General features: G+C 60.6%; 15 protein-coding genes. 9 read left to right on the top strand and 6 right to left on the bottom strand.

From position 1 onward, the window contains the following. Window positions 1-24: 24 nt before the first annotated feature. A complete protein-coding gene (locus tag CX511_RS21430; protein ID WP_101292923.1) occupies window positions 25-1,398 on the top strand; it encodes an amino acid permease in 1,374 nt (457 codons plus the stop codon). Between the two features lie 22 nt (window positions 1,399-1,420). Here CX511_RS21430 and CX511_RS21425 read toward each other — a convergent pair whose 3' ends face one another. From CX511_RS21425 to gatC, 6 genes are all read right to left on the bottom strand, one after another. Next, a complete protein-coding gene (locus CX511_RS21425; RefSeq protein WP_101292924.1) occupies window positions 1,421-1,798 on the bottom strand; it encodes a carboxymuconolactone decarboxylase family protein in 378 nt (125 codons plus the stop codon). Window positions 1,799-1,808: 10 nt separating this feature from the next. Then, window positions 1,809-2,885, bottom strand: a complete 1,077-nt coding sequence (locus CX511_RS21420; protein WP_502579518.1) for a calcium/sodium antiporter — start codon at window positions 2,883-2,885, stop codon at window positions 1,809-1,811. 29 nt (window positions 2,886-2,914) lie between these two features. Further along, window positions 2,915-3,286, bottom strand: a complete 372-nt coding sequence (locus CX511_RS21415) for a septal ring lytic transglycosylase RlpA family protein (protein WP_045184728.1) — start codon at window positions 3,284-3,286, stop codon at window positions 2,915-2,917. Between the two features lie 72 nt (window positions 3,287-3,358). Beyond that, window positions 3,359-4,804, bottom strand: a complete 1,446-nt coding sequence (gene gatB / locus CX511_RS21410; RefSeq protein ID WP_101292925.1) for an Asp-tRNA(Asn)/Glu-tRNA(Gln) amidotransferase subunit GatB — start codon at window positions 4,802-4,804, stop codon at window positions 3,359-3,361. Between the two features lie 11 nt (window positions 4,805-4,815). After that, window positions 4,816-6,267 (bottom strand): Asp-tRNA(Asn)/Glu-tRNA(Gln) amidotransferase subunit GatA, encoded by a 1,452-nt coding sequence (gatA, locus tag CX511_RS21405; protein ID WP_045184734.1) that lies wholly within the window; start codon window positions 6,265-6,267, stop codon window positions 4,816-4,818. A 16-nt stretch (window positions 6,268-6,283) separates the two neighbouring features. Next, window positions 6,284-6,571: an Asp-tRNA(Asn)/Glu-tRNA(Gln) amidotransferase subunit GatC gene (gatC, locus tag CX511_RS21400; RefSeq protein WP_045184736.1), complete on the bottom strand. Its 288-nt coding sequence runs from the start codon at window positions 6,569-6,571 to the stop codon at window positions 6,284-6,286. 202 nt (window positions 6,572-6,773) lie between these two features. Here gatC and mreB point away from each other — a divergent pair, with 202 nt between their 5' ends. From mreB to tldD, 8 genes are all read left to right on the top strand, one after another. Further along, entirely contained in the window at window positions 6,774-7,811 is a 1,038-nt protein-coding gene (mreB, locus tag CX511_RS21395; protein ID WP_008371426.1) for a rod shape-determining protein MreB, read from the top strand. A 166-nt stretch (window positions 7,812-7,977) separates the two neighbouring features. Further along, window positions 7,978-9,048: a rod shape-determining protein MreC gene (gene mreC, locus CX511_RS21390; RefSeq protein ID WP_082071349.1), complete on the top strand. Its 1,071-nt coding sequence runs from the start codon at window positions 7,978-7,980 to the stop codon at window positions 9,046-9,048. Further along, a complete protein-coding gene (gene mreD, locus CX511_RS21385; RefSeq protein ID WP_045184749.1) occupies window positions 9,048-9,536 on the top strand; it encodes a rod shape-determining protein MreD in 489 nt (162 codons plus the stop codon). Before mreC ends, mreD begins: the two co-directional genes overlap by 1 nt. Before the next feature lie 34 nt (window positions 9,537-9,570). After that, window positions 9,571-10,176 carry a Maf family protein gene (locus CX511_RS21380; protein WP_045184752.1) on the top strand — a complete coding sequence of 202 codons (606 nt, stop codon included), beginning with the start codon at window positions 9,571-9,573 and terminating at the stop codon, window positions 10,174-10,176. An 81-nt stretch (window positions 10,177-10,257) separates the two neighbouring features. Beyond that, window positions 10,258-11,715: a ribonuclease G gene (gene rng / locus CX511_RS21375; RefSeq protein WP_045184755.1), complete on the top strand. Its 1,458-nt coding sequence runs from the start codon at window positions 10,258-10,260 to the stop codon at window positions 11,713-11,715. A gap of 85 nt (window positions 11,716-11,800) precedes the next feature. Continuing rightward, window positions 11,801-15,610 carry a YhdP family protein gene (locus CX511_RS21370; RefSeq protein ID WP_101292927.1) on the top strand — a complete coding sequence of 1,270 codons (3,810 nt, stop codon included), beginning with the start codon at window positions 11,801-11,803 and terminating at the stop codon, window positions 15,608-15,610. Between the two features lie 14 nt (window positions 15,611-15,624). Beyond that, window positions 15,625-16,476, top strand: a complete 852-nt coding sequence (locus CX511_RS21365; RefSeq protein WP_101292928.1) for a carbon-nitrogen hydrolase family protein — start codon at window positions 15,625-15,627, stop codon at window positions 16,474-16,476. A 2-nt stretch (window positions 16,477-16,478) separates the two neighbouring features. Then, on the top strand, window positions 16,479-17,918 hold the full coding sequence (gene tldD / locus CX511_RS21360) for a metalloprotease TldD (protein ID WP_101292929.1): 1,440 nt from the start codon (window positions 16,479-16,481) through the stop codon (window positions 17,916-17,918). Window positions 17,919-17,931: the final 13 nt, after the last annotated feature.

The following is a 17,931-nucleotide window of genomic DNA, read 5'->3' as shown; positions in this document are numbered from 1 at the left end:
GCCTCTCACCGTCGAGGACATTTCATGCAAGACGAGATCACCCCAGAGCGGTTACACCGCGGTCTGAAGAATCGCCATATCCAGTTGATTGCGCTGGGTGGCGCGATCGGCACCGGTCTGTTTCTCGGCATTGCCCAAACCATCCAGCTGGCTGGGCCTTCGGTATTGTTGGGCTATGCAATTGCTGGCCTGATCGCCTTTTTCATCATGCGCCAACTCGGTGAGATGGTAGTCGAAGAACCGGTTTCGGGTACCTTCAGTCATTTCGCTCACCGCTACTGGAGCGAGTTTGCAGGCTTCATGTCGGGCTGGAACTACTGGGTGCTGTACGTGCTGGTCGGCATGGCCGAGCTGACCGCCGTGGGGATTTATATCCAGTACTGGTGGCCAGGCTTTCCGACGTGGGCTACGGCGGCGATCTTCTTCGTCATCATTAACCTGATCAACTTGAGTCAGGTGAAAGTCTACGGCGAGATGGAGTTCTGGTTTGCCCTGATCAAGGTGGTGGCTATCGTCAGCATGATTGCCTTTGGTGGCTACCTGTTGATCAGTGGCAACGGCGGTCCGGATGCCAGCGTGGCCAACCTGTGGCAGTACGGTGGCTTCTTCCCCAATGGCATCAGCGGCCTGATGATGGCACTGGCAGTGATCATGTTTTCCTTTGGTGGTCTGGAGCTGGTGGGGATTACCGCCGCTGAAGCCGACAATCCCAAGTACAGCATTCCACGGGCGACCAATCAGGTGATCTATCGCATCCTGATTTTCTACATCGGTGCCCTGGCCGTGCTGTTGTCGCTGTACCCGTGGCAAAAAGTAGTGCAGGGCGGCAGCCCCTTCGTGATGATTTTCCATGCCCTGGACAGCAACCTGGTGGCGACCCTGCTCAACCTGGTGGTGTTGACCGCGGCCTTGTCGGTGTACAACAGCTGCGTGTACTGCAACAGCCGCATGCTGTTCGGCCTGGCAATTCAGGGGGATGCGCCTAAGCGCCTGCTCAAGGTCAATGTTCGCGGGGTACCGTTGGCGGCCTTGGGCGTCTCGGCCCTGGCGACCGGATTGTGCGTACTGATCAACTACTTCATGCCAGCTGAAGCCTTTGGTCTGCTGATGGCGCTGGTGGTGTCGTCGCTGGTGATCAACTGGGGCATCATCAGCATCACCCACCTGAAGTTCCGCCGCGCCAAGCAGGCAGCCGGCGAGAGCACGTTCTACCAGAGCTGGGGCTATCCGCTGACCAACTATGTCTGTCTGGCCTTCCTCGCCCTGATCCTGGTGATCATGTATCTGGCGCCCGGTATCCGTATTTCGGTGCTGTTGATTCCGCTGTGGCTGGCGGTATTGGGCGTGGCCTTCTGGTTGAAGAAAAAGGGCCACAAGGCCGCCGTCACTGCCGACTGACGGCCTGCTCTGGAGGGATCGATCAGCCTTGCTGGTAGCTGTCGATCACTTCCTGGGCGGCGCGAAACGCATCGATCGCCGCCGGGACACCGGCGTACACCGCGCAATGCAAGAGCGCTTCGCGAATCTCGTCGACACTGCAGCCGTTGTTCAAGGCGCCACGCACGTGGCCCTTGAGCTCCTGGGGGCACTTGAGTGCGGTTAGCGCTGCGAGAGTGATCAGGCTGCGGGTTTTCAGCGGCAAGCCTTCACGGCTCCAGACACTGCCCCAGGCGTGCTCGTTGACGAAGTCCTGCAGGGGTTGAGTGAACTCGGTGGCATTGCCCAGTGCGCGGTCGACAAAGGCATCACCCATCACTTGGCGGCGAACCTGTTCGCCGGTTTTGTTGCTATCGCCCATCTTGTTTTCCTTAGTGTTGGCGGCGCCAGGCGCGCAGGGTGGTATACAGCAGCAACACCCCAAGCGCTGGCAGTGCATAGAACAGCATCAGTTTTTCCAGGCGGGTAGCCAGCGGCATGCCGGTGGTGAAAGCCACCACGTGCAGACCATAAGCCAGGTACAAGCCTAGAAACACCAGACCTTCGGCGCGGGTTACGCGGTAGCCTGAGTAGAACACCGGCAGACTCAAAACGGCGACGCCAAGCATTACCGGCAGGTCAAAGTCCAAGGCGTTGGGCGAGATCGACAGCGGCTCGGGAGCGATCAGGGCGGTCAGGCCGAGCACAGCGAGCAAGTTGAACAGGTTGCTGCCGATGACGTTACCCACGGCGATCTCGCGTTCACCGCGTAGGGCAGCAATCAGTGAGGTGGCCATTTCCGGCAGTGAGGTACAGACCGCCACCACGGTCAGGCCGATGACCCGTTCAGACAAGCCCAGGTCCAGCGCCACTTCGACAGCGGCCTCCAGCAACAGATGGCCGGCAAGGCTCAACAGGCCGAGGCCGGTGAGCATCAACAGCACACTGGTGACCCAGAACGTGCCACCGCGTTGCGGGCGCGGGCCGGGGCTGGGGTAGGTGCGGGCATAGTGACGCGATTGATGCCAGAGCATCGCCAGATAGCCCAAAAGGCCGGCCAGTAATAGGGCGCCTTCCAGGCGTCCGAGCATTTCATTGAGCGCTAGCAGGTAGACCAGCATGCTGGCGCCGATCATCAGCGGGATGTCCAGGCGCACCAATTGCCGTGAGACGCGCAGCGGAATAATCAAGGCGGCCAGGCCCAGAGTGACCAGGATGTTGAAGATGTTGCTGCCGATCACGCTGCCTACGGCTACGTCCGGTGCACCGGTATAGGCGGCCTGCAGGCTGACCGTCAGTTGTGGTGCACTGCTGCCGAAGGCCACCAGGCTCAAGCCGATGATCAGCGGGCGCACGTGCAGGCTGGCAGCGATGCGCAGGGCCGCGCGTACCAGCAGTTCGGCGCCAGCGATGAGCAGAGTCAGGCCGAAAGCCAGTTGCAGCAGGCTGAAGGTGGGTAATGCGGCCAGGTCGAAAATGGTCGTGCTCCGTAACAGGGTCAGTCGCTGAGACTTTGTACCCGTACGCGTGCGGTTCCGCTACGGATCATGCCGAGTTTTTCTGCTGCGGCCTGTGATAGATCAATCAACCGGCCACGTGTGTGTGGGCCGCGGTCGTTGATGCGCACGACCACGCTGCGTTCGTTGTTCAGGTTGGTGACCTTGACCCGTGTGCCGAAGGGCAGGCTGCGGTGGGCGGCCGTTAGGGCGTTTTTGTTGAAGGGCTCGCCACTGGCGGTGCGTTTGCCGTGGTGACGGGAGCCGTAATAGGAGGCGGTGCCGGATTTGTCGTAACCGCGGGGGTCGATGTCGTGGCTGGCGCAGCCGGCCAACAGGCTAAAAAGCGCGAGTGCGCTGAGGGGACGCCACATCAATTCAGTTGCTCCGAAGTGAAATGATCACCTGTGGGGGCCGACGTTGCCGGCCCCCACAGGGTAATGCGATTACCCTTCGAGCTTGCTCTTGAGCAATTGGTTCACTTGCTGCGGGTTGGCCTTGCCCTTGGAAGCTTTCATGGCCTGACCAACGAAGAAGCCAAACATCTTGCCGCGCTTGGCTTCATCGGCGGCGCGGTACTGCTCGACCTGCTCGGCGTTGGCCGCGAGCATTTCGTCCAGGACCTTCTCGATTGCGCCGCTGTCAGTCACCTGTTTCAGGCCTTCGGCCTCGATGATCTGGTCAGCGTCACCTTCACCGGCGGCCATTTTCTCAAACACCACTTTGGCGATCTTGCCACTGATGGTGTTGTCGAGGATGCGCTTGAGCATGCCGCCCAGTTGCGCGGCAGTCACCGGTGCCTGGTCGATTTCCAGGCCGAGCTTGTTGAGTAGGCTGCCCAATTCGACCATGACCCAGTTGGCGGCCAGCTTGGCGTCACCACATACGGCCACGACCTGTTCGAAGTAGTCGGCTTGCTCACGGCTCGAAGCCAGTACGTTGGCGTCGTAGGCCGACAGGCCGAACTGGCTCTGGAAGCGCTCGCGTTTTTGCGGTGGCAGTTCCGGCAGGGTGGTGCGAATGCTGTCGAGGTAGGCGCCCTCGATGACCACGGGCAGCAGGTCTGGGTCGGGGAAGTAACGGTAGTCGTTGGCTTCCTCTTTGCTGCGCATCGAACGCGTTTCGTCTTTGTTCGGGTCGTACAGGCGGGTTTCCTGGATGACCTTGCCACCGTCTTCGATCAGTTCGATCTGGCGCTGCACTTCGCTGTTGATCGCCCGCTCGATGAAACGGAACGAGTTGACGTTCTTGATCTCGCAGCGAGTGCCGAACTCGGTCTGGCCTTTCGGGCGAATCGAGACGTTACAGTCACAGCGCAGCGAGCCTTCGGCCATGTTGCCGTCGCAGATGCCCAGGTAACGCACCAGGGCATGGATGGCCTTGACGTAGGCTACGGCTTCCTTGGCGCTGCGCATTTCCGGTTCGGAAACGATTTCCAGCAGCGGGGTGCCAGCACGGTTCAGGTCGATCCCGGTGGAGCCGCTGAAGTCTTCGTGCAGGCTCTTGCCGGCGTCTTCTTCAAGGTGCGCACGGGTGATGCCGATGCGCTTGACTGTACCGTCTTCCAGAGCGATGTCCAGGTGGCCCTTGCCGACGATCGGCAGCTCCATCTGGCTGATCTGATAACCTTTGGGCAGGTCGGGGTAGAAGTAGTTCTTGCGCGCGAAAACGTTGTGATGACCGATCTCGGCGTCAATCGCCAGACCGAACATGCAGGCCATACGCACCGCTTCCTGGTTGAGCACCGGCAGTACGCCGGGCATGCCCAGGTCGATCAGGCTGGCCTGGGTGTTCGGCTCGGAACCGAAGGTGGTGGCGCTGCCGGAGAAAATCTTCGACTGGGTGGCGAGCTGGGTGTGAATCTCCAGCCCAATGACAACTTCCCATTGCATGTGGTGATCCCTCAGAAGCCGTTAGGTGCGCGAGTGTGCCAATCAGTAACTTGCTGATAGCGGTGCGCGACGTTGAGCAGGCGGCCTTCCTGGAAATACGGGGCCAGCAGTTGCACGCCAACCGGCAGACCGTCGACAAAACCGGCCGGCATCGACAGGCCTGGCAAGCCAGCGAGGTTGGCGGTAATGGTGTACACGTCTTCCAGGTACGCAGCGACCGGGTCGTTGTTCTTGGCGCCGATCTTCCAGGCCAGGTTTGGCGTGGTTGGGCCGAGAATCACGTCGACGTCGTTGAACGCTGCCATGAAGTCATTCTTGATCAGGCGACGGATCTTCTGCGCTTGCAGGTAGTAGGCGTCGTAGTAACCGGCCGAGAGGGCGTAGGCACCGACCATGATGCGACGCTGTACTTCAGCACCGAAGCCTTCGCCACGGGAGCGCTTGTACAGGTCGGTGAGGTCCACCGGGTTCTCGCAACGGTAGCCGAAACGCACGCCGTCGAAACGCGACAGGTTGGACGAGGCTTCCGCCGGGGCGATGACGTAGTAGGCTGGAATGGCGTGCTGCATGTTCGGCAGGCTGATTTCCTTGACCACCGCACCGAGCTTTTCCAGCTCTTTGACGCTGGCCTGGACCAGGTCGGCAATGCGTGGGTCCAGGCCGGCACCGAAGTATTCCTTCGGCAGGCCGATGCGCAGGCCTTCGAGCGAACCATTGAGGCTGGCGCTGTAATCCGGGACTGGCTCATCGATGCAGGTGGAGTCTTTGGCGTCGAAACCGGCCATACCTTGCAGCAGCAGCGCGCAGTCTTCTGCAGTGCGCGCCAGTGGGCCGCCCTGGTCGAGGCTCGAGGCGTAGGCAATCATGCCCCAGCGCGAAACACGACCGTACGTCGGTTTCAGGCCGGTGAGGTTGGTCAGCGCCGCCGGCTGGCGGATCGAACCGCCAGTGTCGGTGCCGGTGGTCGCCGGCAGCAGGCGCGCGGCCACGGCCGCTGCCGAACCGCCGGACGAGCCGCCGGGTACGTGCTCCAGATTCCACGGGTTCTTCACCGGGCCGTAGTGGCTGGATTCGTTGGCCGAACCCATGGCGAATTCGTCCATGTTGGTCTTGCCCAGGGTCACCGTGCCGGCGTCGGCCAGCTTGCTGACCACGGTCGCGTCGTAAGGCGCCTTGAAGTTGTCGAGCATCTTCGAGCCGCAGCTGGTGCGAATGCCCTGGGTGCAGAACAGGTCCTTGTGGGCGATCGGGGCGCCGAGCAGGGGGCCGCTCTCACCGGCGGCGCGACGGGCGTCTGCGGCGCGGGCCTGGCTGATGGCCAGCTCTTCGGTGACACTGATGAAGCTGTTGAGTTGCGGGTCAAGCTGATTGATCCGCGCCAGCAGGCTGCGGGTCAGCTCTTCGGAGGAGAAGCTCTTGTCGGCGAGTCCGCGGGCGATCTCGGCCAGGGTCAATTGATGCATGGCAGGCTCTATTCCCTTACTCGATGACTTTCGGAACCAGGTACAGGCCGTCTTCCGTCGACGGGGCGATGGCCTGGTAGCTGTCTCGATGGTTACTTTCTGTTACCACATCGGCGCGCAGGCGCTGATTGGCTTCCAGTGGGTGCGCCAGTGGCTCGATGCCAGTGGTGTCGACTGCTTGCATCTGGTCGACCAGTCCCAGAATACTGTTCAAGGCATCGGTAGTGCGTGGCAGATCGGCTTCATTCAGGCCCAGTCGGGCCAAATGAGCGATCTTTTCCACGTCGCAGCGTTCAAGCGCCATGGGGATCTCCTGGGGAAACAAAAACGGATTTGGTCCGCGATGAGGAACATGCTGGCAGAATTACGGTCATAAGGCCGCGATTGTGTGCAGGCTTGCTCGGAAAAACTGCCAATTTAACATATTGGCGCCTTGCCCAAAATCCCCGCCGTTGTTAGAGTTTGCCGCACTTTTTTACCCACGCGTTGCCTAGGGTCACTTTCCCATGTTCAAGAAACTGCGTGGCATGTTTTCCAGCGATCTTTCCATCGACCTGGGCACTGCCAACACCCTTATTTACGTGCGTGAGCGCGGTATCGTCCTGAATGAGCCTTCCGTTGTGGCCATTCGTACTCACGGCAACCAGAAAAGTGTCGTCGCGGTAGGTACCGAAGCCAAGCGCATGCTGGGCCGTACGCCCGGCAACATTGCTGCCATTCGTCCGATGAAAGACGGCGTGATCGCCGACTTCAGCGTTTGCGAAAAAATGCTGCAGTACTTCATCAACAAGGTTCACGAGAACAGCTTCCTGCAGCCAAGCCCGCGGGTACTGATCTGCGTGCCGTGCAAATCGACCCAGGTCGAGCGTCGCGCCATTCGTGAGTCGGCGCTGGGCGCCGGTGCTCGCGAGGTATTCCTGATCGAGGAGCCAATGGCGGCCGCTATCGGTGCCGGTCTGCCGGTCGAGGAAGCCCGTGGTTCGATGGTCGTCGATATCGGTGGTGGTACCACTGAAATCGCGCTGATCTCCCTCAACGGTGTGGTTTATGCCGAATCCGTACGTGTGGGTGGTGACCGCTTCGACGAAGCGATCGTGACCTACGTGCGTCGTAACTACGGCAGCCTGATCGGCGAATCTACCGCTGAGCGCATCAAGCAGGAAATCGGTACCGCCTATCCGGGTGGCGAAGTGCGTGAAGTGGATGTTCGCGGCCGTAACCTGGCCGAGGGCGTGCCACGTGCTTTCACCCTCAACTCCAACGAAGTGCTTGAAGCACTGCAGGAGTCGCTGGCGACCATCGTTCAGGCCGTCAAAAGCGCCCTGGAGCAATCGCCTCCAGAGCTGGCCTCGGACATCGCCGAGCGTGGATTGGTGCTGACCGGTGGTGGCGCCTTGCTGCGCGACCTGGACAAGCTGCTGGCCCAGGAAACCGGCCTGCCGGTCATCGTCGCCGAAGACCCGCTGACCTGTGTTGCCCGTGGTGGCGGTCGCGCCCTGGAAATGATGGACAAACACACCATGGACCTGCTCTCCAGCGAGTAAGCTGGCAGTAGCAAACATGCCGCCCGGTTTACAGGTAGTGCCCACAGTGCTACCTGTATGTACTGGGCTGACGTCCGTGTGGGCGTCATTTTCCGTCAATCCACAAGCAGGCCGGTGCGTTGCCGTATGAATGACCTCTTGAATCGTCGTCCACGAGGAGCGGCCTATTAAACCGCTTTTCGCCAAGGGCCCTTCGCTGGGCGTGCGCCTGCTCGTGCTGGTTGTACTGTCGATCACCCTCATGGTGGTTGATGCGCGCTTTCCCCTGCTCAAACCGGTACGCAGCCAGATGGGGCTGGTGCTGATGGAGTCCTATCAAGTCACCGACTTGCCGCAGAAGCTGTGGCAGGGCATCGCCAGCCAGTTTGGCAGTCGTACCGAGCTGATCGCCGAGAACGAAAAACTCAAGACCGAAGCGTTGCTGATGCAAGGCCGCGTGCAGAAGCTTGCCGCCCTGACCGAGCAAAACGTGCGCCTGCGCGAGCTGCTCAATTCGTCGGCATTGGTCAATGAGAAGGTCGAGGTGGCCGAACTCATCGGTGTTGACCCCAATCCGTTCACCCATCGCATCCTGATCAACAAGGGCGAGCGCGATGGCGTGGTCCTCGGCCAGCCGGTGCTCGATGCCCGCGGCCTGATGGGCCAGGTGGTCGAGTTGATGCCTTACACCGCGCGGGTCTTGTTGCTGACTGACACCACCCACAGCATTCCGGTGCAGGTTAACCGTAACGGCTTGCGGGCGATTGCCAGCGGTACCGGTAATCCCGAGCGCCTGGAACTGCGTCATGTTGCCGATACCGCCGACATCAAGGAAGGCGACCTGTTGGTCAGTTCGGGCCTGGGGCAGCGCTTTCCGGCCGGTTATCCGGTAGCCACGGTAAAAGAAGTGATTCACGACTCCGGTCAGCCGTTTGCTATTGTCCGGGCGATTCCGACGGCCGCACTCAATCGCAGCCGCTACCTGTTGCTGGTGTTTACCGACAGCCGCACGCCCGAGCAACGTGCCACCGATGCGGCCATGGCGCAGGAAGCTGCTGATCGTCAGGGCTTGCCGGGCAGCACTGCTGAGGCGGCTCAGGTGGGTGCACCTGCAGTTGGCCCCACGCCAGCGGCCGGTGCTGCTCCGGTGACACCGCAAAGTCCTGCTCAAGCGCCTGCCGCACCGCCCGCCGCTGCACCGGCTGCCCCCTCGGCGACCCCGGCTGCTGCCGCGCCCCCTTCCCGGGAGAGACACTGATGGTGAGTACTCGCAGCCGAAACGGCTGGGTCGTCTGGCTGACATTCGTGATTGGTCTACTGCTCAGCGTTTCGCCGTTGCCGCAGTTCATGGAAGTATTCCGGCCCATGTGGCTGGCCTTGCTGCTGGCTTTCTGGACCTTGGCCCTGCCGCATAAGATCGGCATGACCACAGCCTTTATCCTCGGCCTTGCCGAGGATGTGCTGTACGGCACATTGCTGGGGCAGAATGCCTTGGTGCTGACGCTGATCACGTTCCTGGTGCTGACCTTGCAGCAGCGCCTGCGGATGTTCCCGATGTGGCAGCAAAGTCTGGTGATTCTGGTGGTCTTCGGTTTGGCACAGTTGGTACAGCTGTGGTTGAGTGCGCTGACCGGTAATCGGCTGCCAACCCTGGCGCTGATCTGGTCGGCCGTCATCAGCGCCTTGCTCTGGCCGTGGATCAGCTTCGCCCTGCGTGGACTGCGTTTGCGTCTGAGCATCAACTAAGCCTGCGTTTCGACGTCGACAGGGAGAAGTCACGATGACCCCGCTGTACCTGGCCTCTGGTTCACCCCGCCGACGGGAATTGCTGACTCAGATCGGCATTCCCTTCACCAGCCTCAGCGCTGCGGTCGACGAAAGCCCGCTGCCCGGTGAGGCCGCACAGGCTTACGTCGAACGCTTGGCACGGGCCAAGGCCAATGCTGGCCTGGCCGCACTCATGCCCATTGATGCGCAGGCCGCCCTGGCGGTGCTGGGCGCCGACACCGCCGTGGTGCTCGATGGGCAAATCCTGGGTAAACCCATTGATCGCGATGATGCCCTGGCCATGCTGGCCGCGCTGTCTGGCCGTGAGCATCAGGTGCTCACGGCCGTTGCCGTCGCTGATCAGCAGCGTTGTGTCAGCGTCTGTGTTGCCAGCCAGGTGCGCTTTCGGCAGATTTCAACCGAGGAAGCTCAAGCCTACTGGGCCAGCGGTGAGCCGCTGGACAAAGCCGGCGCCTATGCCATTCAAGGTTTGGGGGCGGTGTTTGTGGAGCGCATTGAAGGCAGCTACTCCGCAGTGGTTGGCTTGCCGCTAAATGAAACCGCTGAGCTGCTCAAGCAATTTGAAATCCCCTGTTGGCAACCGTTGTCGGCCCGTTGAGCGAGGACAAGACAAGACTGCTGCTAGCCAGTCGCCCGCGCGCGATCCATCATTACTGAAGTCCTTTGACGAGAGCCTGCCATGAGTGAAGAGATTCTGATCAATATCACACCGATGGAATCACGCGTGGCGGTGGTGGAGAACGGTGTTCTTCAGGAAGTGCATGTTGAGCGCACGCAGCGCCGTGGCATTGTCGGCAATATCTACAAGGGCAAGGTGGTTCGCGTGTTGCCAGGGATGCAGGCGGCGTTCGTCGACATCGGCCTGGACCGTGCCGCCTTTATCCATGCTTCGGAAATCTCCCAGCGCGAAGGTTCATCGGTGGAAAGCATCAGCGCGCTGGTGCACGAAGGCCAGAGTCTGGTGGTACAGGTCACCAAGGACCCTATCGGCTCCAAAGGCGCACGGCTGACTACCCAACTCTCGATCCCATCGCGTTACCTGGTGTACATGCCGCGCACCAGCCATGTCGGTATCTCCCTGAAGATCGAAGACGAAGCCGAGCGTGAGCGCTTAAAGCAAGTGGTTACCGACTGCGTCGCCCAGGAAAACATCCAGGATGCCGGTGGTTTCATCCTGCGTACCGCTGCCGAGGGCGCCGGTGCCGACGAAATCCTCATGGACATCCGCTACCTGCGCAGGCTTTGGGATCAGATTGGTGCGCAGATCAAAACGGTTGGCGCCCCAACGGAAATCTACGAGGACCTGGGCCTGGCCTTGCGGACCCTGCGTGATCTGGTCAACCCGAAAATTGAGAAAATCCGCATCGACTCGCGGGAAACCTTCCAGAAAACCACGCAGTTCGTCGGCGAACTGATGCCCGAAATCGCTGACCGCCTTGAGCACTACCCGGGTGAGCGGCCGATTTTCGACCTGTATGGTGTCGAAGACGAGATCCAGCGGGCGCTGGACCGTAAGGTGCCGCTCAAGTCCGGGGGCTACCTGGTGGTTGATCCGGCCGAAGCGATGACCACCATCGACGTCAATACCGGCGCCTTCGTGGGGCATCGCAACCTGGAAGAGACCATCTTCAAGACTAACCTGGAGGCGGCCACCGCCATTGCCCGGCAACTGCGCTTGCGCAATATTGGCGGGATTATCATCATCGACTTCATTGACATGGAGGATGAGGAGCATCAGCGCCAGGTGCTGCGGACTCTGGAAAAGCAGCTTGAGCGCGATCACGCCAAGACCAACATCATCGGCATTACCGAGCTGGGTCTGGTGCAGATGACGCGCAAGCGCACCCGTGAAAGCCTGGAACAGGTGTTGTGTGAACCCTGCCATTGCTGTCAGGGACGAGGCAAGTTGAAGACCCCCGAGACGGTTTGTTACGAGATTTTCCGCGAAATTCTCCGTGAAGCCCGCGCCTACCAAGCCGAAGGCTATAGAGTGTTGGCCAATCAAAAAGTGGTGGACCGCTTACTCGATGAAGAGTCGGGTAATGTCGCTGAGCTTGAGACGTTCATCGGTCGGACCATTCGCTTTCAGGTCGAGTCGATGTATTCCCAGGAACAATACGATGTGGTGCTGCTCTGATCGCTGCATGCACCTGGCCACCGCAAGGGCTGGCAAAGCGCCCGGTAGCGGCCATAGTTAAGGCACGAGTTGGAGGGCCATTGCCATGGAACGTCTGATCCGCGTTCTAGGCGCGATGACTCGCTGGGGCTTGGGAATCTGTGCCTTGCTGGCGGTGCTGGTGGCGCTGTATGTAAGCCTTGGCCGACAACTGGTGCCGCTGGTGGCCGAATACCGCGCCGAAGTCGAAGACAAGGCCGAACAGGCTTTGGGCATGCCTGTGCATATCGGCAGCCTGGAAGGACGCTGGAGCGGTTTGGCACCGGTACTGGTGGTCAACGACATCCAGGTCGGCGAAGGCGCCTCGGCATTGCGCCTGGATGGCGTCAAGGTGGTACCGGATCTGTGGGCCAGCCTCACCGACCGGCAACTGCGCCTGGCTAACCTTGAAGTGGGTGGTCTGCATCTGAGCCTGCATGAAGATGAACGCGGAGCCTGGACCCTCGACGGGCTGCCGAAAACCGATGACCAGCCGCTGGATCCGCAGCAGTTGTTGGAGCGCATGCAGGCGGTGTCGAAAATCACCGTGCTGGATAGCCAGGTTACTCTCGAGCCTTTTCAGCGCGAACCGATGACCCTCAATTACGTCAGCCTTGGCCTGCAGACCGGTAGTGTTCGCCAGCGTCTGGATGTGCGCCTGACCTTGCCCGACGGTCAGCCGGTGGCCATGAATGTGCGTAGCCGTATCCGTCCGGCTCACTGGCGTGAGGGTGAGCTCGACGCCTACCTGAGTCTGCCGCAGAGTGATTGGGCGCGCTGGCTGCCGCCCAAGCTGCTCGGGCAATGGCAGGCAAAGGAGCTCAAGGCCGGTGGCGAGTTCTGGCTGCGCTGGGGCAACGGCCAGTTGCAGAGCACCGCCGTGCGCCTGAACGCACCGCAGTTACGTGGGAACCATGCAGAGCGTGAAGAGGCCAAGGTGGAAAACCTGGCACTCAATGCTTGGTTCCAGCGCCGTGAGCAAGGTTTCGATGTGCAGTTGAACTCTCTGGCCATGAGCCTGGGCAAGACCCGCTGGGAGACGCACTTGCAGCTCAAGCAGGATGCTGCCAGTGAGACGAGCGAAGAAACCTGGAAGGTGCAGGCCGACCGCCTGGACCTGACGCCACTCACGCCGTTGATCGAGTCACTGGCACCCTTGCCGGAAAAGGTCATGGCGGTGGTCGAGGGGCTAAAGGTCAAAGGCAGCCTGCGCAATGTCCAGGTGGATATCCGTCCCAAGGCAACGGGTGACCAACGCCTGAGCTTTGCTGCCAATCTTGAGCGGATCGGCTTCAGTGCCTACCACGGTGCGCCGGCGGCAGGAAATGTCAGCGGCAGCATCAGCGGGGACCTCGGGCATGGCGAGCTGCGTCTGGACACCGAAGCGTTCATGCTTCATCTCTACCCGATCTTCGCTAAACCCTGGAACTACCAGAAAGCCAATGCGCGCCTGACCTGGCGCCTGGACCAAGAGGGTTTCACCCTGGTCGCCCCGTATCTGAAAGTGCTGGGGGAGGAAGGCAAGATTGCCGGGGACTTCCTCATCCGCCTGTTGTTCGATGAAACGCGCGAAGACTACATGGACTTGCGTGTCGGTCTGGTCGAAGGCGACGGTCGCTACACCGCCAAATACCTGCCTGAGGTCTTGAGCCCGGCGCTGGATGAATGGCTGCGCACGGCAATCCTTAAGGGGACGGTCGACGAAGGCTACTTCCAGTATCAGGGCTCGCTCAATCACGGCGCATCTGATCAGGCACGCAGTATCAGCCTATTTTTCAAAGTGCATGATGCCGCGCTCGATTTTCAACCCGGCTGGCCGCAGGTGCAGAAGGTCGATGGTGAAGTGTCTATCGATGATGATGGGGTGCGGATCAATGCACGGCGCGGACAACTGCTCGATACCCAAGTCAGCGACGTGCAGGTCAACATCCCCCACGTCGCCAGTGGCGAGCACAGTCACCTGTTTCTCGATGGTGGCTTCGACGGCAACCTTGGCGATGGCCTGAAAATCCTCCAGGAAGCACCAATCGGTACCGCTGCAATGTTTGCGGGTTGGGAAGGCCAGGGCGGCCTCAAAGGCAAGCTCAAGCTGGATATTCCCCTGGCAAAGGGCCAGCAACCTAAGGTGGTGGTCGATTTCGACACCAGCGATGCACGGCTGAAAATAGCGGCGCCAGTGATTGAACTGCACCAGCTCAAGGGTGCGTTCCGTTTCGACTATGACAAGGGCCTCAGCGGTCAAAACATCAGTGCTCGGGTCTTTGACAAGCCGATCACCGCGCAGATTTTTGCCGAGGGTAAACCCGGTGAGCTCCAAACCCGAGTCGAAGCTAAAGGCCGTGTCGCCCTGAGTGCCCTGAGCCAATGGCTGCAGGTCAAGCAGACCTTGCCGTTATCCGGAGAGCTGCCGTATCAGTTGCAGCTCAACCTGGGGAGTCGTGACAACCAACTCAAGGTCAATTCCAGTCTCAAAGGGCTCGCGATCAACGTGCCAGCGCCGTTCGGCAAGACCGCCGACGAAACCCGCGACAGCCAGTTCGGCATGACCTTGCAAGGGCCGGAGCGACGCTTCAGCCTCAGCTACGCGAATGTGGCTAACATGCTCTATGCCGCGCCCATGGACAAATTGGCGCAAGGGCGTGGCGAGCTGGTATTTGGTGGTGGCAGTGCTCAGTTGCCCAGTAGGCAGGGCGTGCAGGTGCGTGGACGTTTGGCCGAACTGGATTTGCAGCCCTGGCAGCAGCAAGCAGAGGCTTTGGCGGGTAAAGATGCTGGCGGCAGTGCCGCTCAACTGTTGCGCAGTGTCGATTTGAGTATCGGTAAGCTCAAGGGGTTCGGTCTGAACCTGAACCAGGCGGTGGTGCGTCTGGACCGCAACAGCAACAACTGGGCGCTGCGTCTGGACAGCCAAGAGATCATTGGTAACGCTCGGGTGCCTGATGCCAAGGGCGCGCCGCTGGTGGTCAACTTGCAGACAATCCACCTACCGGCTGCGGATCCGGCGGAAGTGGCCTCACCCAACGCGCCTGATCCGATGGCATCAATTGATCCGCGCAAGATTCCCTCGATTGACCTCAATATCGACAAACTGTTTCGCGGCGATGATCTGCTTGGCAGTGCCGCCGTGAAGATCCGTTCGACTGCCAAAGGCATTGCGCTGAATGACCTCGACCTGAGTCTCAAAGGGCTGATGATTGATGGTAACGGTGGCTGGGAGGGCGCCCCAGGGGCCAGCAGCAGCTGGTACAAGGGACGCCTGGAAGGCAAGAACCTGGCTGACGTGTTAAAGGCCTGGAACTTTGCCCCGACGGTCACCAGTCGTGATTTTCGCCTGGATGTCGATGGTCGCTGGCCGGGCTCGCCAGCTTGGGTTGGTCTGAACCGCTACTCCGGGAGTCTTGATGCGGCCTTGCGCAAAGGCCAGTTCGTTGAAGTTGAGGGCGGCGCGCAGGCGCTGCGGGTGTTCGGCTTGCTCAACTTCAACTCCATTGGCCGTCGTCTACGACTGGACTTCTCTGACCTGCTCGACAAAGGGCTGAGCTATGACCGGGTCAAAGGCCTGCTGGTAGCCAGTGAGGGGGTTTACGTGACCCGCGAACCGATCACCCTGACCGGGCCTTCCAGTAACCTTGAACTCGAAGGCACGCTGGATATGGTCCGTGATCGTGTCGATGCGACCCTGCAGGTGACCTTGCCGGTAACCAACAACTTGCCATTGGCCGCGTTGATCGTCGGCGCGCCGGCGGTGGGGGGCGCACTGTTTCTGGTCGATCGTCTGCTCGGCGACCGGGTGGCGCGTTACGCCAGCGTGCATTACCGCATCGAAGGCCCTTGGAAAGAGCCTAAAATGACCTTTATCAAACCTTTCGACAAATAATCCCAGGAGCGCGCATGAAGTCAGCAGTGATCCAGATGGTCAGCCAAAGTGACATTGCGGCCAACCTGGAACAGGCTCGGCGCTTGCTGGAGCAGGCCGCTGCAGGCGGTGCGCGGCTTGCGGTGTTGCCGGAGAACTTCGCTGCCATGGGCCGTCGCGACAGCGCCGCCATCGGGCGCGCGGAAGCCCTGGGACAAGGGCCGATCCTGCCGTGGTTGAAACAAACCGCTCGCGACCTCAAGTTATGGCTGGTGGCCGGTACCCTTCCACTGCCACCCCAAGGGCAGCCTGAGGCCAAGTCCCATGCCTGCTCACTGCTGATCGACGAACACGGACAAACCGTTGCCCGTTACGACAAGCTGCACCTGTTTGATGTCGATGTGGCTGACAACCGCGGTCGTTATCGGGAATCGGATGATTATGCCCATGGCAGTCAGGTGGTCGTGGCAGATACCCCGGTGGGGCGCCTGGGCTTGAGCGTATGCTATGACTTGCGCTTTCCGGAACTGTACAGCGCCTTGCGCGCTGCGGGCGCTGAGTTGATCAGTGCGCCTGCTGCATTCACTGCCGTCACCGGCGCGGCACATTGGGAAGTGCTGATTCGCGCACGGGCGATTGAAACCCAGTGCTATGTCTTGGCCGCCGCTCAGGGCGGTACCCACCCAGGGGCACGGGAAACCTATGGCCATGCGGCGATCGTCGATCCCTGGGGGCGCATAGTCGCCGAACAGGCCAGCGGCGAGGCCGTGCTGCTGAGCGAGCGCGACAGCAGCGAACAAGCGTCCATTCGGGCGCGGATGCCGGTGGCCTTGCACCGGCGCTTTTTCTCGCAGGACGCCTTGCGGCCTGCGCACACCTCGGAGTGACTATGAGCGAGATGTTATCCACTGTCAGCGAGCACCTGCTGGCGCCAGGGGGACTGACCCTCGACAGCCTGCAGTCAGTGCTGGGTGAGTTGGCCGGGCCCGGCATTGATGCCGCCGACCTGTACTTCCAGGGGCAGATATCTGAATCCTGGGCACTTGAAGATGGCATTGTCAAAGAAGGTAGTTTCAACCTTGATCAGGGGGTAGGCGTACGTGCTCAGTCCGGTGAGAAAACCGGTTTCGCCTACAGTAACGCGATCAACCTTGAAGCCCTGACCTCGGCCGCCCGTGCTGCCCGCTCGATTTCCCGTGCTGGGCAACATGGCAGCGTCCAGGCCTTCAAAAGCCAGGTTGTTACCCAGTTGTATGGCGCCGACAATCCTTTGGAAGTGCTCAGCCGGGCCGAGAAAGTCGAATTGCTCAAGCGTGTCGATGCCGCCACCCGTGCGCTGGATCCGCGCATTCAACAAGTCACCGTGAGCATGGCCGGGGTCTGGGAGCGCATCCTGATTGCTGCAGCTGATGGCAGCCTGGCAGCGGATGTGCGCCCGCTGGTGCGCTTCAATGTCAGCGTGATCGTCGAACAGAACGGTCGCCGTGAGCGTGGTGGCCATGGCGGTGGTGGTCGAACCGACTATCGCTATTTCACCGATGAACGGGTCATGGGCTTTGCCCGTGAAGCCCTGCGCCAAGCCTTGGTCAACCTTGAGGCAATCCCGGCACCGGCGGGTACCTTGCCAGTTGTGCTCGGTTCCGGCTGGTCGGGCGTATTGCTGCACGAAGCCGTCGGCCATGGCCTGGAAGGGGATTTCAACCGTAAAGGCAGTTCGGCCTATAGCGGTCACATGGGCGAGAAAGTCGCGTCGAGCCTGTGCACCATCGTTGATGACGGCACCCTCGAAGGTCGTCGCGGCTCTTTGAGCGTCGATGATGAAGGCACCCCGACCGAATGCACCACGCTGATCGAGAACGGCATTCTCAAAGGTTACATGCAGGACAAACTCAACGCCCGATTGATGGGCATGGCGGTCACCGGCAACGGTCGTCGTGAGTCTTATGCGCACCTGCCAATGCCACGGATGACCAACACCTACATGCGTGCTGGCGAAAGCGATCCGGAAGAAATCATCAAATCAGTCAAGCGTGGTATCTATTGCGCCAACCTTGGTGGTGGCCAGGTCGATATCACCAGCGGCAAATTCGTCTTCTCCACCAGTGAGGCTTATCTGATCGAAGACGGCAAGATCACTGCACCGGTCAAGGGCGCGACGTTGATCGGTAATGGTCCGGAAGCCATGAGTCGAGTGTCGATGGTCGGTAACGACCTGTCCCTGGATAGTGGTGTGGGGACCTGCGGCAAGGATGGTCAGTCAGTTCCGGTGGGTGTGGGTCAGCCGACACTGAAGATCGATGCAATTACCGTGGGTGGCACGGGCGCATGAAACTGAAACCGGG

The sequence above is a fragment of the Pseudomonas sp. S06B 330 genome (genome assembly GCF_002845275.2).
Taxonomy (GTDB): domain Bacteria; phylum Pseudomonadota; class Gammaproteobacteria; order Pseudomonadales; family Pseudomonadaceae; genus Aquipseudomonas.
The sequence above is the reverse complement of the archived record's forward strand: the minus strand, read 5'-3'. Positions and strand labels throughout refer to the sequence as shown.

Excerpts from the sequence above, each read along its gene's own strand:
- CX511_RS21365 (WP_101292928.1), top strand. The coding sequence starts at position 15,625 with ATGAAGTCAGCAGTGATCCAGATGGTCAGCCAAAGTGACATTGCGGCC.
- CX511_RS21425 (WP_101292924.1), bottom strand. The coding sequence starts at position 1,798 with ATGGGCGATAGCAACAAAACCGGCGAACAGGTTCGCCGCCAAGTGATG.
- CX511_RS21415 (WP_045184728.1), bottom strand. The coding sequence starts at position 3,286 with ATGTGGCGTCCCCTCAGCGCACTCGCGCTTTTTAGCCTGTTGGCCGGC.
- CX511_RS21430 (WP_101292923.1), top strand. The coding sequence starts at position 25 with ATGCAAGACGAGATCACCCCAGAGCGGTTACACCGCGGTCTGAAGAAT.
- gatC (WP_045184736.1), bottom strand. The coding sequence starts at position 6,571 with ATGGCGCTTGAACGCTGCGACGTGGAAAAGATCGCTCATTTGGCCCGA.
- gatA (WP_045184734.1), bottom strand. The coding sequence starts at position 6,267 with ATGCATCAATTGACCCTGGCCGAGATCGCCCGCGGACTCGCCGACAAG.
- gatB (WP_101292925.1), bottom strand. The coding sequence starts at position 4,804 with ATGCAATGGGAAGTTGTCATTGGGCTGGAGATTCACACCCAGCTCGCC.
- CX511_RS21370 (WP_101292927.1), top strand. The coding sequence starts at position 11,801 with ATGGAACGTCTGATCCGCGTTCTAGGCGCGATGACTCGCTGGGGCTTG.
- mreB (WP_008371426.1), top strand. The coding sequence starts at position 6,774 with ATGTTCAAGAAACTGCGTGGCATGTTTTCCAGCGATCTTTCCATCGAC.
- rng (WP_045184755.1), top strand. The coding sequence starts at position 10,258 with ATGAGTGAAGAGATTCTGATCAATATCACACCGATGGAATCACGCGTG.
- tldD (WP_101292929.1), top strand. The coding sequence starts at position 16,479 with ATGAGCGAGATGTTATCCACTGTCAGCGAGCACCTGCTGGCGCCAGGG.
- CX511_RS21380 (WP_045184752.1), top strand. The coding sequence starts at position 9,571 with ATGACCCCGCTGTACCTGGCCTCTGGTTCACCCCGCCGACGGGAATTG.
- mreD (WP_045184749.1), top strand. The coding sequence starts at position 9,048 with ATGGTGAGTACTCGCAGCCGAAACGGCTGGGTCGTCTGGCTGACATTC.